The sequence below is a fragment of the Sphingomonas sp. Leaf37 genome (assembly GCF_920939475.1).
Taxonomy (GTDB): Bacteria; Pseudomonadota; Alphaproteobacteria; order Sphingomonadales; family Sphingomonadaceae; genus Sphingomonas.
In genome coordinates this window covers 138688-153752 of the sequence record NZ_CAKLAX010000001.1, presented here as the reverse complement: position 1 = coordinate 153752, position 15065 = coordinate 138688, and the positions used below count along the sequence as shown (strand labels likewise).

General features: G+C 69.4%; 10 protein-coding genes. 6 read left to right on the top strand and 4 right to left on the bottom strand.

Annotated features, from left to right (window positions below; genetic code table 11):
* Positions 1 to 93 precede the first annotated feature (93 nt).
* Positions 94 to 891 carry an IclR family transcriptional regulator gene (locus LRA87_RS00525; RefSeq protein ID WP_230628461.1) on the bottom strand — a complete coding sequence of 266 codons (798 nt, stop codon included), beginning with the start codon at positions 889 to 891 and terminating at the stop codon, positions 94 to 96.
* Positions 892 to 1001: 110 nt separating this feature from the next.
* Here LRA87_RS00525 and LRA87_RS00520 point away from each other — a divergent pair, with 110 nt between their 5' ends.
* From LRA87_RS00520 to LRA87_RS00495, 6 genes are read left to right on the top strand one after another with little or no spacing between them, the layout of a single operon-like run.
* On the top strand, positions 1002 to 1745 hold the full coding sequence (locus LRA87_RS00520) for an SDR family oxidoreductase (protein ID WP_230628460.1): 744 nt from the start codon (positions 1002 to 1004) through the stop codon (positions 1743 to 1745).
* The gene (locus LRA87_RS00515; protein ID WP_230628459.1) at positions 1730 to 3031 is read left to right on the top strand and encodes an L-fuconate dehydratase; all 1302 of its coding nucleotides are present in this window, start codon (positions 1730 to 1732) and stop codon (positions 3029 to 3031) included. Before LRA87_RS00520 ends, LRA87_RS00515 begins: the two co-directional genes overlap by 16 nt.
* Positions 3032 to 3039: 8 nt before the next feature.
* Entirely contained in the window at positions 3040 to 3804 is a 765-nt protein-coding gene (locus LRA87_RS00510) for an SDR family oxidoreductase (protein WP_230628458.1), read from the top strand.
* Positions 3805 to 3814: 10 nt separating this feature from the next.
* The gene (gene fucP / locus LRA87_RS00505) at positions 3815 to 5092 is read left to right on the top strand and encodes an L-fucose:H+ symporter permease (RefSeq protein ID WP_230628457.1); all 1278 of its coding nucleotides are present in this window, start codon (positions 3815 to 3817) and stop codon (positions 5090 to 5092) included.
* Positions 5089 to 6411, top strand: a complete 1323-nt coding sequence (gene pelA / locus LRA87_RS00500) for a pectate lyase (protein WP_230628456.1) — start codon at positions 5089 to 5091, stop codon at positions 6409 to 6411. Before fucP ends, pelA (LRA87_RS00500) begins: the two co-directional genes overlap by 4 nt.
* 7 nt (positions 6412 to 6418) lie before the next feature.
* Positions 6419 to 9763, top strand: a complete 3345-nt coding sequence (locus LRA87_RS00495; RefSeq protein WP_230628455.1) for a DUF4450 domain-containing protein — start codon at positions 6419 to 6421, stop codon at positions 9761 to 9763.
* Positions 9764 to 9780: 17 nt separating this feature from the next.
* Here LRA87_RS00495 and pelA (LRA87_RS00490) read toward each other — a convergent pair whose 3' ends face one another.
* Genes pelA (LRA87_RS00490) through LRA87_RS00480 form a run of 3 tightly spaced genes read right to left on the bottom strand, consistent with a single transcriptional unit; the run spans position 9781 to position 15011 of the window.
* Positions 9781 to 11076 carry a pectate lyase gene (gene pelA / locus LRA87_RS00490; protein ID WP_230628454.1) on the bottom strand — a complete coding sequence of 432 codons (1296 nt, stop codon included), beginning with the start codon at positions 11074 to 11076 and terminating at the stop codon, positions 9781 to 9783.
* 39 nt (positions 11077 to 11115) lie between these two features.
* Positions 11116 to 13731, bottom strand: a complete 2616-nt coding sequence (locus LRA87_RS00485) for a glycosyl hydrolase (RefSeq protein ID WP_230628453.1) — start codon at positions 13729 to 13731, stop codon at positions 11116 to 11118.
* Positions 13728 to 15011, bottom strand: a complete 1284-nt coding sequence (locus LRA87_RS00480; RefSeq protein WP_230628452.1) for a glycoside hydrolase family 28 protein — start codon at positions 15009 to 15011, stop codon at positions 13728 to 13730. The genes LRA87_RS00485 and LRA87_RS00480 overlap by 4 nt, the downstream gene beginning before the upstream one ends.
* Positions 15012 to 15065 lie beyond the last annotated feature (54 nt).

Genomic DNA, 15065 nt, shown 5'->3' with positions numbered 1-15065 from the left:
GCGACCATGCCCGCCGCGGCCGCCTTGTACAATCGCCGCTTTGCCGCCGCCTGACGGGCGTTATCCCGGGTTTCCCGTCAGCGGTCGGGACACTCAGTCGGGACGACGCGGTCCGGAGGATGCACCCAGCGACTCCGAGATCGCCGCGCCCGCCGCCATCAGCATCTCGCGCGTGGCCACCAGATCGGTGCGTTGGGAGCCGTCGATCATCTCGAGATAGGGCACCGTCAACGCCGCGGTGATCGCACCGCCGAAGGCGAAGATCGGCACGCTGATATCGGTGACGCCGGACGCGCGCGCGCTGGGACTCATCTCGTATCCCTGCGCCCGCACGACCGCCAGATGCGGTCGCAGCTTGCGTATCGCGGCGGCTGCGTCCGCCGGCTGGGCGGCGATGATGGCATCGCGTTGCGCGTCGTCGGCGAAGGCCAGCAGCACATGCCCCGAACAACTGGTGACGAGATCGATCACCGCGCCGGCGCGCATCGCGAACCCCGCCGGACCCAGGTTCTCGATCCGCTGGACGACCAGCCCGCGCGCCTCCGCCCGGACGACCAGATGGCAGGACTGGTTGGTCGCCGAGACCAGCGACTGCATGACCGGCGCGGCAACCGTGGCCAGCGATCGTGCCGGCGTCGCGCGATAGGCGACATCCAGCATCCAGTAGGAGACGCTGTAATGGTCCGACTGCGGGTCCTTCCGCAGCCAGCCGCGCCGCTCCATCACGATCGTCACGCGGAACACCTCGCTCATCGATCGTCCAAGCTGCTGCGCGATCTCGCTGATCGTCAGACCGGCAGGCATGGTCGCCAGCAATTCGAGGATGTCGAAGCCTCGTTCCAGTGCGGGCGCGGCATAGGCGCTGCGCGACTTTGTGCTCTTCTCGGTCATATTCGCGGTTTCTCACGACAGCGACGGGTTGAAAAGCGTTCTTGCCTAGCCCCCGCCATCCAGCTAGCTTCCACCTGTAAAACATAGTTTCAGAAAGAATGCAGGAGCGGATGGGCGGACGACTGGAGGGCAAGCGCGTGCTCGTCACGGCGGCGGGTCAGGGAATCGGGCATGCGATCGTCGCGGCATTCGAACGTGAAGGTGCGACCGTGTTCGCGCTGGATCGCGACGCCGCGCTGCTCGGTGACGCGGCGCACCCGATCGTTCTCGACCTGCTCGATCACGCGGCGATCGACCGGTTACCCGAACGGACGGGTGCGATCGACGTGCTGGTGAATGCGGCGGGGATCGTCCACGCCGGCAGCGCGCTCGACTGCACGTTCGACGACTGGGACACGAGCTTCGCGCTGAACGTGACGGCGATGTTCCGGACGATCCGCGCCTGTCTGCCGGCGATGATCGCGCAGCGGCAGGGTTCGATCGTCAACATCGCCTCGGTCGCATCGTCGATCATCGGCGTGCCCGACCGCTTCGCCTATGGCACGACCAAGGCGGCGGTCATCGGCATGACCAAGGCGGTGGCAGCGGACTTCGTCGGCGACGGCGTCCGCTGCAATGCGATCTGCCCCGGCACGGTCGAAACGCCGTCGCTGCTGGCGCGTGTGCGCGAACGCGCCGACCGCGACGGGTCGAGCGTCGCGGAGGCGCATGCCGCCTTCGCCGCACGCCAGCCGGTCGGCCGACTGGGACGCGTCGACGAGATCGCCGCACTCGCCGTGCACCTCGCATCCGACGAAAGCGCCTTCACCACCGGCACCACCGCGGTGATCGACGGCGGATGGAGCCTGTTTTGACGCGGATCACGGCATTGAGGACGCAGGACATCCGGTTCCCGACGAGCCAGTCGCTCGACGGATCGGATGCGATGAATCCCGACCCCGATTATTCCGCCGCCTATGTGGTGCTGGAGACCGACCGCCCGGGGCTGGAGGGGCATGGGCTGACCTTCACCATCGGCCGCGGCAACGACATCTGCGTCGCCGCGATCGAGGCGATGCGCCATCTTGTCGTCGGGCTGGACCTCGACTGGATCATCGCCGATCCGGGCCGTTTCTGGCGGCATGTCACCGCCGACAGCCAGTTGCGCTGGATCGGCCCCGACAAGGGCGCGATGCATCTGGCGACGGGTGCCGTCGTCAACGCGGTCTGGGACCTGTGGGCCAGGCATGCGGGCAAGCCGCTGTGGCGGCTGGTCGCCGATTTCACACCCGAGGAGTTCGTGCGCGCGATCGATTTCCGCTATCTGACCGACTGCCTGACGCCTGACGACGCCCTGGCGCTGCTGCGTACGAAAGCGGACGGCAAGGCGGATCGGATCGCGACGATCGAGGCGCAGGGCTATCCATGCTACACGACATCCGCAGGATGGCTCGGCTATGACGACGACAAGCTGCGGCGGCTGGTGCGCGAAGCCGTCGATTCCGGCTTCCGCCACGTCAAGCTGAAGGTCGGTCGCGATCTGGACGACGATATCCGGCGCCTCAGGATCGCGCGAGAGGCGGCGGGTCCGGACGTGCGGCTGATGATCGACGCCAACCAGATCTGGGAGGTGTCCGAGGCGATCGACTGGGTCCGCGCGCTCGCCTTCGCCGATCCGTGGTTCATCGAGGAACCGACCAGCCCCGACGACGTGCTGGGCCATGCCGCGATCCGCCGCGGCATCGGCGAGGTCAAGGTCGCCACCGGCGAGATGTGCCAGAACCGCATCATGTTCAAACAGTTCATGGCTGCGGGCGCGATCGACGTGGTCCAGATCGACGCCTGCCGGCTGGGCGGCGTCAACGAGGTGCTGGCGGTGCTGCTGCTCGCCGCGAAATACGACCTGCCGGTCTGTCCGCACGCCGGCGGGGTCGGCCTGTGCGAATATGTCCAGCATCTCTCGATGATCGACTATGTCGTGGTCTCGGGCACGATGGAGGGACGCGTGGCGGAATATGTCGATCATCTGCATGAGCATTTCGTCGATCCCTGCGTGGTCCGGAACGCCGCCTACATGCCGCCGACGCGACCGGGCTTCTCGATCGAGATGAAGCCCGCCTCGCTCGACCGCTATCGCTTCGTGCCCCCCGTCGCGGCATGAAGCTGGGGTTGGCGGACAGGGTCGTCGTCGTGACCGGCGGCGGATCGGGGATCGGCGGTGCGATATCGACCGTGCTGGCCGAAGAGGGCGCGATCCCGGTCATCCTCGGTCGCCGTACCCTCGACGACGAATTCGCCGCCGGGCTGGCGACGCTGCAACCGCAGTCGCTGTTCGTTCAGGTCGACCTTGCCGACGACGACGCCTGTGCCCGCGCGGTGGCGCAGGTCGTCGACCGGTTCGGCCACATCCATGCTCTGGTCAACAACGCCGGCGCGAACGACAGTGTCGGGCTGGACGCCGGGGTGGATGCCTTCGCCGCCTCGCTGCGGGCGAACCTGTTTCATTATTACGGCATGGCGCATCATTGCCTGCCGCATCTGCGGACGGCGCGCGGGTCGATCGTCAACATCTCGTCCAAGGTCGCACTGACCGGACAGGGCGGCACCAGCGGCTATGCCGCAGCCAAGGCGGCGCAACTCGGGCTGACACGGGAATGGGCGGCGGCGCTGGCGAAGGACGGCATCCGCGTCAACGCCGTGCTGCCGGCGGAGGTGATGACACCGCTGTACCGCCGCTGGATCGAGACGACGGACGATCCCGACGCACAGCTGGACCGGATTGCCGCGCGCATCCCGCTCGGCCATCGCATGACGACCGATCGCGAGATCGCCGACACGGTCGTCTTCCTGCTGTCGGACCGCGCCTCGCACACCACCGGGCAATGGATCGTCCCCGACGGCGGCTACGTCCACCTCGATCGCGCTCTCAGCTAGGACCCACGCCATGCCGACCGTGACCGCCGGACAGACCAAACCGCGCTACACCGCCGCCATCGTGCTGACGGTCAGCCTGTTCTTCCTGTGGGGGATGGCGAACAACCTCAACGACATCCTGATCGCGCAGTTCAGGAAGGCGTTCGCGCTGTCGGATTTCGGCACCAGCTTCGTCCAGCAAGTATTCTATTTCGGCTATTTCCTGTTCGCGATCCCCGCGGCGATGCTGATGAGCGCGCGCGGGTACAAGGCGGCGATCGTCACCGGCCTGATCCTCTACGGCTGCGGCGCATTGCTGTTCTATCCGGCGGCGGAGGGCAGCCTGTATGCGCTTTTCCTGCTGGCGCTGTTCGTGATCGCGTCGGGCCTCGCGTTTCTGGAGACGGCGGCGAATCCGTTGATGACCGAACTCGGCGATCCCGCCGCTGCGGCGCGGCGGCTGAACTGGGCGCAGGCCGCCAACCCGGTCGGCGCGATCACGGGCATCCTGATCGGCCGCAACTTCATCCTGTCGGGCATCGAGCATGACGAGGCCACGCTGGGTGCCATGACGGCGGCGGAGCGGCTCGCCTATTACGGCATGGAGGTCCGCGCGGTGCAGGCCCCCTATCTGCTGATCGGGTGCATCGTACTGGCGTTTGCGGCTGTGGCGGCCTGCCTGCGCTTTCCGCCGGGCGATCCGGACGCGCCGGCAGTGGCGTCGTGGTCGGGCATCCGGGCCGCCGCGCGCCGGCCGCGCCTGATCTTCGCGGCAGCGGCGCAGTTGCTCTACGTCGGTGCGCAAGTGGGCCTGTGGAGCTTCACCATCCGCTACGCGCAGGCGAACATCCCCGGTATCGGCGAGCGAGAGGCGGCGGATGCGCTGTTCGTATCGCTGGTGCTGTTCGCCGCCGGCCGCTTTGCCGGCACCATCGCGATGGCGAGGGTGCGCCCGGCTACGATCCTCGCGGTATTCGCCGGCATCGCGGCAGTCCTGACGATCCTGGCTGCGACCGTCGGGGGCCGGTTCGGCCTGTACGCACTCGTCGGCACCAGCTTCTTCATGTCGATCCAGTTCCCGACGATCTTCGCGCTGGGTGTCGAGGGTCTGGGGCCGTTGCGCCGTGCCGGATCGTCGCTGCTGATCATGGCGATCATCGGCGGCGCCCTGCTGACCGCGGCGATCGGCTGGCTGTCCGATCGCGCGGGAATCACGGCGGCGATGCTCATCCCCGCCGCCGCGTTCGTGGTCATCGCCGCCTTCGCCCGGTGGACGGCCAAGGACGGTAGCGTACGGAACGGGAAATGATCATGCACCGGATGATGACGACGACGCTCATGGCGATACTGGTCGCCGCGATATCGCCGGGGGCGGATGCGAAGGTGATCGGCACGAACGTACCGGCGACATCGCCGACGCGTGAGCGGATCGCTCGTCTGCCGGCAGCGGAGCAACGGGTCTGGCGCGCCTACCGCAACCGGTCGGACGCGCAGATGGCGATCGATCGTCGCACGCTGGCCGCCGAATTGCGGCGCGGCGAAACGCCGCCGCCACCGCCCATGGCCGTGGGCGGCGGACAGAAGAAGGCGCGGCTGGACGCCGATGCCGGCTGGTATGCGACGGCGGAGGCGCGACGGATCGGTGATACCGTGGTCAGTTTCCAGACGCCCGCGGGGGGATGGAGCAAGAATCAGGACCGCGGCGGTGCACCGCGGCTGCGCGGCCAACGCTATGCCAACGATGCCGAGACGATGGAGGTCGGCACCGGCAATTTCGATGCGCCGGCAGACCGGTTCTGGACCTTCGTCGGAACCATCGACAACGGCGCCACCACCACGGAGATACGCTTCCTCGCGCGGCTGGCGGCGGCCCTGCCCGGCTCCGACGGCGACCGGTATCGCGCCAGCGCCGTCAAGGGCGTGCGATATCTGCTGAACGCGCAATATCCCAACGGCGGCTGGCCGCAGGTCTGGCCGCTGGAAGGCGGCTTTCACGACGGCATCACCTTCAACGACAATGCCGTCGCACAGGTCGCGATGCTGCTGGAGGAGGTCGGCGAAGCGGACGGCTATCGTTTCGTGCCTGCCGGTCTGCGTGCCCGCGCCCGTTCTGCCGCAACGCGCGTGACCGCGATGATCCTGCGGGCGCAGGTCCGCGTGGACGGACGGCTGACCGGCTGGCCGCAACAGGTCGATGCGTTGACGCTCGCGCCGATCTCCGCACGCAACTACGAACCCCGGTCGATCGCCAGCGGGGAAACGACCGACATCCTTATGTTCCTGATGCGCGAGCCAAAGCCATCGCCCGCGGTCCGTGCAGCGATCGATGCGGGGGTCGCCTGGCTGAAGGCCACGGCGTTGCACGACGTCGCCTTCACCAGGGTCGGATCGGAAGGACGCAAGCTGATCCCCCGTCCCGGCGCCGGGCCCCTGTGGTCGCGCAACTACGATCTGGTTACCGGTCGGCCGATCTTCGGCGACAAGGACAAGTCGATCCATGACGACGTCAACGACCTCTCGCCGGGGCGACGCAACGGTTACAGCTGGTGGGTCGCCATGCCTGCGCGCGTCATCGCCGCCTATCCGGCATGGCAAAGCCGCACCGGTGCCGCGGTTCGCGGCGGCTGAGGTGACGATGTCGACCCGCCTGCCTCGTTTGCGGCACTCGCTCCTCGGCGCGACCATGATGGTGCTGGCGTGGTCGCCGATGGCGGCGGCGCAGACGCTGGTCGCGACCGAGGGTGTCCAGCCCAATCTGAAGGGCCGGCTCGACCGCCCGATCCGCTACCGGCCCGACGGCGATGCCTTCGTCATCGAGAACGGGACCGAACGTTTCAACCGGCCGCTGTACGGCGGCAACACCGCATTCCGGGTCGATGGCGGCGACCGGCCGGAGTTCGTGCTCTACCTGCCGGGCCGCGGCGGCAATCTCCGCTTTGCGGTGCGGGGCCGCGACGGGAAGAGCTGGTGGCTGCACGACGCCCGCTCGATCACGACGCGCTATCGGCCCGGCGAGCTCGACTATCGCATCGCCGATCCCCGGCTCGGCGGCACGATCGAACTGACGGTCGTCGCGCTCGCGGCGACGGAGGGCGTGGCGGTACGGGCGCGCGGGGCCGGCATCGCCCCCGGAACCGCATTGATGTGGTCGTTCGGCGGGGTGAATGGCCAGCGTGGCAAGCGCGACGGCGACATCGGCACGGAAAAGGTGCCGATCAGCGAATGGTTCGGGTTCCGCCCGGCGCTGGCCGAGCGCAACGCGGTCACGCTCGCGGGGCACGACCGTTTCGCTATCGCCGGTCCCCCCGGCACGATCACCGGCACCGTGCGCAACGGCGCGATCACCGGCATCGCCGATGCCACGGGGTGGGACGATCCGGCGGCCTTGTTCGCGTCGCGCCGCGCCGGAGCAATCCCGGCCCGGCCCATCGCGATCGGCATGCTCGCCCTCGACGGCGACGCGCATCTGCTGCTCCAGCGCACCGCCTATGCGCCGAAGACGAACGCCGATCTCGCGACCTACGCCGCGGTCAGCGCCGACCGTCGCGCCGCGCCGCCCTTGCCGCCGCTCGCGACGGCCTATGCCGCAACCGCCCTGCCCGCGGCGTTCGAGGCGGCGCGCGCGCATTTCGCGACCCTGCGCGCGCGCGTCCGCATCACGACGCCCGATCCGTGGCTGGACGCCAGCATCGGTGCGCTCAACGTCGGCGCGGACGCGGTATGGGACGGTCCGCAGTCCGCGATCATGCATGGGGCGGTCGCGTGGCGGACGAAGCTGCTGGGCTGGCGCGGTCCGTACGCGCTCGACGCGCTCGGCTGGCACGATCGTGCGCTGGCGAATTTCCGGGCGTGGCTGCCGCGCCAGAATGTCGATCCCGTGCCCGCGACGCTGCCCCCCGCCGATGCGGCCAGCAATCTCGCGCGCAGCGAAACCGCGCTGCATTCGAACGGCGACCTGTCCAATTCGCATTACGACATGAACGCGGTCTTCATCGACGCGCTGTTCCGCCACCTCGCCTGGACCGGCGACATCGGCTTCGCACGGGAGGCATGGCCCGCGATCCAGCGCCATCTGGCGTGGCAGCGTCGGCTGTTCCGCCGGCCGTTCGGCCCGCGCGGCCTGCCCCTCTACGAAGCCTATGCGCAGATCTGGGCGAGCGACGACATCCATTATTCGGGCGGCGGCGTCGCCTATGCTTCCGCCTACAACCTCTATCACAACCGGCAGGCGGCACGGATCGCGCGGGCGCTGGGAGAGGACCCTGCCCCCTACGATCGCGAGGCGGCGCTGATCGGTCAGGCGATGCGTGCCGAACTGTGGCTGTCCGACAAGGGCCGGTTCGCCGAATATCGCGACTGGCTGGGCGAGCGGGCGGTGCACCCGAGCGCCGGGCTGTGGAGCTTCTACCATGTCGTCGATTCGGGCGTCCCCACCACGCGCGAAGCCTGGCGGATGGCGGATGCCGTGACGCGCGACATGCCGCTGATCCCGGTCGCGGGACCCGGCGTCCCCGCCGACCGGCCGTACGCCGTCTACGCCTCGAGCGACTGGATGCCCTATAGCTGGTCGGTCAACAACGTGGTGATGGGCGAGAACCTGCACAGCGCGCTGGCGCTGTGGCAGGCCGGCCGCGCGGATCAGGCCTATACGCTTGCCAAGGCTGCGCTGCTCGCCAGCATGTACATGGGGATCAGCCCCGGCAACGTCGGTTCGCTGAACTACCTCGACGTCTACCGACGCGAGGCGCAGCGCGATTTCGCCGACGGATCGGGCGTGATGGCGCGCACCATCGTAGAGGGGTTGTTCGGCCTCGCCCCCGACGCGATCGCCCGCCGCCTGACCGTGCGCCCCGGCCTGCCGGCGGACTGGGATCACGCCGAACTGCATCACCCCGACATCGGCATCGCCTTCCGCCGCGAGGGGGATCGCGACCGCTGGACGCTGCGGCAGACCGGCACGCGGTTCGCGCAGGTGCAGCTCCGGCTGGTCGCGCGGCGGGACGACGTCGCGGCGGTAAGCGTGAATGGCCGCCCTGCGCCATGGAAGCGCGATGCCGACGCGGTGGGCGCGCCCGCGATCCTGATCGACACCGCGTTCGGATCGACGGCGGAGGTGGTCGTCCACTGGTCGGGGCAGGCGATCGTACCCGCGCCCGCAGGCGGTACGCAGCTGGTGGCGAAGCGACAGGGTGCGATGCGCTGGCTGGCCCCGACCGGTGCGCCGGTTGCGCAGCCCGCACCGCCGGTCGTCGTCGACCGCGCGCCCGTCGGTGCGCAGCGCGCGGTCGACCTCTCGCACGTCTTCAACGATCGCATCGACGCGATCTTTCAGGCCGGCAAATACCGTAGCCCGCGATCACCCTTCGTCTCGCTGGCCTTGCCCGCGCAGGGTCTGGGCGCATGGGCGGGGCATGTGAACGCCACCGCCAGGATCGATGACGGCGGGCTGCGTCGTGCCGCCAAAGCTGCGGGCGGCTGGTTCCGGCTACCGGACGGCGGCGGCTTCCGTACGCCGGGCGAAGGGTCGAACGCCGTGTTCGTGTCCCGGTGGGACGCCTACCCCGACACCGCGACCGTGCCGCTGACGGGGCAGGGACGATTCCTGCGCCTGCTGATGACGGGCACGACCAACCCGATGCAGAGCCGCATCGACAATGGCGAGGTGATCGTCACGTATGCCGATGGCGGCACTGCGCGGCTGGCCTTGCACAATCCGACGACATGGTGGCCGATCGAACGCGACTATCTGATCGACGATTATCAGTTCCGCGTGCCCGGCCCCCGGCCGCTGCGCATCGACCTGGCGACCGGACGGGTCCGCACGGGCGGTGCCGGCGAAGAGATCGACGGGGGCGCGGCGACCGTGCTCGGCCTGCCGCTCGATCCGCGCCGGTCGCTCCGCTCGCTCACCATCCGCGCACGCGCGAACGACGTCGTGATCGGCCTGCTCGGTGCGACGATCGAGGACGCGCCGCGCTGACCGCGCGTGGGGAAACGCTATCGTTTCCCCACGCGCGCATCGTAGGCGGCGAGCACCGCACCCGGCGCGGTGCCGAACCACGCATAGCCGCGGCGACGACCCGTGCTCAGCTCCATGTAATCGTCGTGCAGCGTCTTGTCCCGATCGCCGAACAGCGGCTGGTTGCCGTCGACGCTATAAAAACGCGCCCATACCGGCGGTGCGGCGGGATCGGCGATCAGCCGCCGGCCGAGACCATCGTTCGCGTCGCGCCATGCCTGCCCGTGGATCGCGCTGGCCCGCAGCCAGTCCGCCGCGGCGCCGATCGCGGTCTCGACCGCCGGATCGCGGCGCGGCAATCCCATCAGATAGCGCAGCACGGCCGCGCTCTCCGGCGCGGCGAGCGCAGCCGGTTCGTAATTGCGCGCCGACGTGATCGCGAGGGTGAGGGCGTCGTGCTGCTGGCCCCAGCCCGTCCGTCGCCCGTCCCGCACCACCTGCATCGCAAGGATACACGCCACGCCGCGCGCTGCCGCCGCACGCGCATCCGATCGCGTCGCAGCGGGCATGAAGGCGAAATCGCCCTTGCCATCGGCGACCTCGGTCAGCAGGCCGAGCACCTGCGCCATCGCATTGTCGTTCAGCGTGATCGCATCGTGATATCCACCCTCCAGCGGCCAGACCTGCGGCCACCCACCGTTGGGATATTGCGCGTTGAGCAGATACCGCACGCCGCGTTCGGCACTGGCCCGATACGGTCGTGCCGCCGCACCCTGCCCCAGCCGCGTCGCAACCTTCGCGAGGAACCGGATCTCGTGCGTGGTCGCGTCATTGTCGAGCGTGCCGACGTAGTGCCAGCTTTGCGTCGGATCGAAATCGCCGGGCTTCGCCGCCGCGTTCGAATTGTCGGAGACATAGGCCTGTCCCGGCAATCGCGCCGCTCCGCGCGGCTGGTTCTTGCCCCAGCCACCCGCCGGCGTCTGAAAGCTCACGATCGTATTGGCGACCGCGCGGGCTTCGGGACCCGCATACCATTCGTCGGGCCGGTCGAGCGGCATGGTCAGCACGCCATTGCCCGTCGCCGGAGCCGCCGGAACGGCAACGCCCGGCTTGCGCTCGGCGGCGAGTGTCGCCTTGTCGACCCGCATCGCCGCCTGCGACCGCGCAAGATAGGCCATCCAGATCCCGCGCCGGGCGGCTGGCAGTGCCGCGATCCTCTCCGCCGTCACGCTCTCCGCCGGCTGATTCATCCCGACCACCTTCGCCGCGGCCGGTATGGCTTGCACGGCGGCCAGACAGGACATCGTGCCGATCATGAATGTTGCGGTTTTCATCCGTGTCACCGTCGCTCTCCCATCCGAATATTCCGTCGTCTACTGCGACCGCAGCAGCGTGATCCGCCCCATCAGTCCCGATGGCTGCGCTACGATCTTGTCCTGGTCCTGATCCTGGAAACGGTCGCCATAGCGCGCCACCAGCAACCGGCGGTCGGGCGCGGGGCGTGCCGCCAGCGCGTTCAGCGCGGTGTTCATCACCGTCACCTCCACACGATTGCGACCCGGCTTCAGCCAGCGGGTGACGTCGATCCGCCACGGCGCGGTCCACACCGTGCCTGCCGTCTGGCCGTTCACCCGGACGGTCGCCGCATCGCGTACCGGCGCGTCGATCGCCGCACGCGGCCGATCCGCCCCGCCATCCCCCGCCCGCAGACGGCCCTCGCCGAAATCGAGGAGCAGCCGCCCGCCTCCTGCCTTCGGCGTCTCGACCTCGCGGGTATAGGTGATCGCCCCCGAATAGCCCTTCAGTCCGGCAACGCCGTCCCACGACCGCCCAGGTTGCAGCTGCGCGCCGACGCTGGTCCGCCACCCGGTCGAAAGGTCGCGCACGACGATCGTCCCGGGATCGCGGGATGCCGCGCCGGCAGGCATGTCGCGGTCGCCGAAGATCAGGATACGCGACTGATAGGGCGCCAGCCGCAACGCGATGGCGCCGGTCCCGGCGGGGCTTCGCTCGCCGGTCACCGGGTCCCACCATTGCCCATTGCCGGTGTCCCCGACGAAGCGGGCGGTCGTATCGATCGCGACCGGACCGGTGTTCGCCACGAAATACAGGTCGCCCGCGGGTAACCGCCGACGGACGAAACCAAACGCCGGATCGGGCCGCGCCAGCGCCACCGTGGCATGCGCCGCCAGTTCGCCCGAAAGCCGCTCGGGGACGACGACGCGCACCGATCCCGACAGCGCGCGCGAGACCGCCGCGACGGTCCGGTTCCCCGCCGCTGCCTCCCGCAGCCCGACGCCACGGCTCGGCAGCGCGCCGAGGGCAATCACCGTGCCGCCCCGCGCCGCATAGTCCGCGATGGCGCGGTACGCCGCGGGATCGATGCGTTCGATCTGCGGCAGGACCAGCGTACGATGACGCAGCTTGCCGGCCAGCACCGCCGCGCCGTCGATGAAGTCGACGGCACGCCCCGCGTCGAGCACCCGGTCGACCAGCATCGGGTCCAGCCGCGCGCGGATCGCTTCGTTCAGCGACGCCCGCGCCGGTCGCATCGCCGCGAACGCATCCTCGGTCGGCACATAGATCGCGACGTCGGGATCGGCGGTCCCCTCGCGCAGCATCGCGCTGACCCGCGCCAGATAGCCGGTGACGGCAGGCATCGCCGGATACCACGGATTGTGATCGCTGAGCGCCGCGGCGGCGTAGAACGCCCAGCCCGGTTCGGCGATACCGGGCGGCGAATAGGGCCAGCCATGGCCGACGAGCTGGTTCACGCCCTGCAGGAAATGCCGGTCGGCCTCGACCTTCATGTCGAGCGGGGTCGCCGCCCATGTCGGCGAATGCAGCCACGTCCAGGTTTCCGACGACACCACCGCCCGGTCGTACAGATGCGCCGCCGACGTCGCCCAGCGCGTCGAGGTGAAGCGCCGCCAGTCGGCACCCTCCCCCTCGGGCAGGTCGACCAGCGCATTGCTCGACAGCGTCGGCGGCGGGAAGCCATAGACCTGCGCGCGGAACCGGGTGCCATGCGCATGCGCCCAGTCGGTGATCGGCCGCAGATAGCGCTCGTCGACCAGTTCGGAGAGCGTCTTCGCCCAGTCGTAGCGGACATCCGCGCCATCTGGCCGGTCGTCGAACAGCGCGGGCAGATGGTCGAGCAGATCGTATCCGCGGCGGCGGCGGAACTCGGCGGGCAGGTCGTCGGTCCAGCCGGCGCCATAGGCCTCCAGACTGTCCGAGAACATCGCCGTCGGCGGCGCGGCCCCGGCGAAGGCGGTCAGCAGCCTGTCGCCCACCTGCGTCAGATGGCGCCGCACCGCGCTCCCGTTGGCGTGGTCGAGGACGAAACCCTCCGCACCCAGCGACGGACGCTTGACCTGCTGCCCGGTACGGCCTGCGACGAACAGCAGCGCCTCCCGTGCGATCGCCGCCGGCACGATCGTCGGCGCGGCGATGTCGAGACGACGATCGCCCAGGAACAGGCCGACGGGCGTCTCCCCCGCCCCCCATGCCGGCAGGGCGATCCGGTCGGCTCCCGCCGGCACCGGTAAGACCATGCGGCGCAGCGCGGACGAGGCCTCGTCGACCGGCACATGCGGTCCGCCGAACGGCCAGCCGCTGCCGATCGTCACGTCGATGCGCATCCCCTCGGCCCGCGCCCGCACGCCGGCGTGGCGCAGCGACGCGATGAAGGCGTCCGACAGATAGGGCGCATTGCGCACACCGGCGAACTGGCCGTCGAGCGCCAGCGGATAGGTCGGCTGCACCTCGAACCCGCCGAAGCCGCCCGCCTTCATCGCGGCGATCTCGCGCGACAGTTCGGCATCGTCGACCGACGGACCGAACCACCACCAGCGCACCATCGGTCGCGCGTCGGCGGGCGGCGTCTCGAACCGCTGCCACAACGCCGTTCCGCCGTCGCTGCGCACCTGCCCCATGGTCGGCGCCGCGAGCAAGGCGGTGGACAGGACCAGCGCGATCCGCCTCACGCGGCCGGACTCCGCTGCACCTGCCCGTTGACGATCACCCGATCGAAGCGGAGGTCGCGCACGCCCGTTGCCGTCAGCCGGTCGCGGGTCAGCCGCACGTTCACGTCGCGGAACAGGATGCTGCCGATCTCGGTCTGGCCGGGATTGGGGCGGATCGTGCCGAACGCACCGAAACGGCCGCGGATGCCGACGAACGACAGGCCATCGACCTTCGAACGCGGCGGTTCGCCCGACCGGTCGCGATATTGCGTCCACGGCTCGACCGCGACGATCGATCCGCCGTCGCTGTCCAGCGTGATGTTGCGGAACCGGATATTCTCGTACCGCTGCGGCGTGTCCGGCCGCAGCTTCAGCCGGGCGAGCACCATCGCGCCCGTCACCCGGCAATCCTCGACCGATACGTCGCGGATGATCGTCGCCTCGCTGCCGCACGAGAACACCTGATGCCCGCGGCGGAACAGGCAGTTGCGCACCCGGATGCGCTCGACCGGCGGGCTGTCGGCATCCTCCATCGCGCGCGGCCCCTTCGATCCCTTGGCCGCGATGCAATCGTCGGTCACCGAGAAATCGCAGCCGTCGATCAGCACGTCCTGACAGCTGTCGAGATCGATGCCGTCGCTGCTGGGGGCCTGCTTGTAATCGTCCGGCACCTCGAACCGCGCGCGTCGCACCGTGACGTCGCGACAGCGGTACAGGTGCAGGTTCCAGAATTGCGAATCCTTGAACGTGACGCCTTCGATCGTCACGCCCCGCGATCGTTCGATCAGCGCCAGCCGCGCGCGGGGCACGCCGAGGTTGGGAAAGTTTCCCGGGTCCGGCGCGGCATTGCGCAACCGCCAGAACAGGTCCCAGATCGGCCGCCCGGCGCCGTCCAGCGTCCCCTGACCGGTGATCCGCAGGCCGTCGCATCGGTCGGCGTTGATCAGCGCCGGGGTGAAACGCTCCTCGAAATGGCCCTCGATCCGGGTCCGCCGTGGCGGGAAATGCGTCATGTCGGTCGTGCAGCGCAGCACCGCGCCCGCGTCGAGGTGCAGGTGGACGCCGGGCTTGAGGAACAACGCCCCGCTGACGAACACCCCGCGCGGCACGACGACGGTGCCGCCACCGCTACGGGCGAGCGCATCGATGACGGACTGGATCGCACGCGTGTTGATCGTCGCGCCATCCGCGACGGCGCCGCCCTCGCGGATCGACCGGCTCCGCGCCGGGCTGCGTGCGGCACACAGGGGAATGGCGAGGATCGCTGCGGTTGCCGATCGGCGGCCATAAAGCTGGGTCATGATTTCCTGCCGCAAGACTGTGAACGAAAACGGGCTGTCGACATCGTCAGATCC

Coding starts and splice junctions, on each gene's coding strand:
- LRA87_RS00525 (WP_230628461.1), bottom strand. CDS start 891: ATGACCGAGAAGAGCACAAAGTCGCGCAGCGCCTATGCCGCGCCCGCA.
- LRA87_RS00520 (WP_230628460.1), top strand. CDS start 1,002: ATGGGCGGACGACTGGAGGGCAAGCGCGTGCTCGTCACGGCGGCGGGT.
- LRA87_RS00515 (WP_230628459.1), top strand. CDS start 1,730: ATGGAGCCTGTTTTGACGCGGATCACGGCATTGAGGACGCAGGACATC.
- fucP (WP_230628457.1), top strand. CDS start 3,815: ATGCCGACCGTGACCGCCGGACAGACCAAACCGCGCTACACCGCCGCC.
- pelA (WP_230628456.1), top strand. CDS start 5,089: ATGATCATGCACCGGATGATGACGACGACGCTCATGGCGATACTGGTC.
- LRA87_RS00495 (WP_230628455.1), top strand. CDS start 6,419: ATGTCGACCCGCCTGCCTCGTTTGCGGCACTCGCTCCTCGGCGCGACC.
- pelA (WP_230628454.1), bottom strand. CDS start 11,076: ATGAAAACCGCAACATTCATGATCGGCACGATGTCCTGTCTGGCCGCC.
- LRA87_RS00480 (WP_230628452.1), bottom strand. CDS start 15,011: ATGACCCAGCTTTATGGCCGCCGATCGGCAACCGCAGCGATCCTCGCC.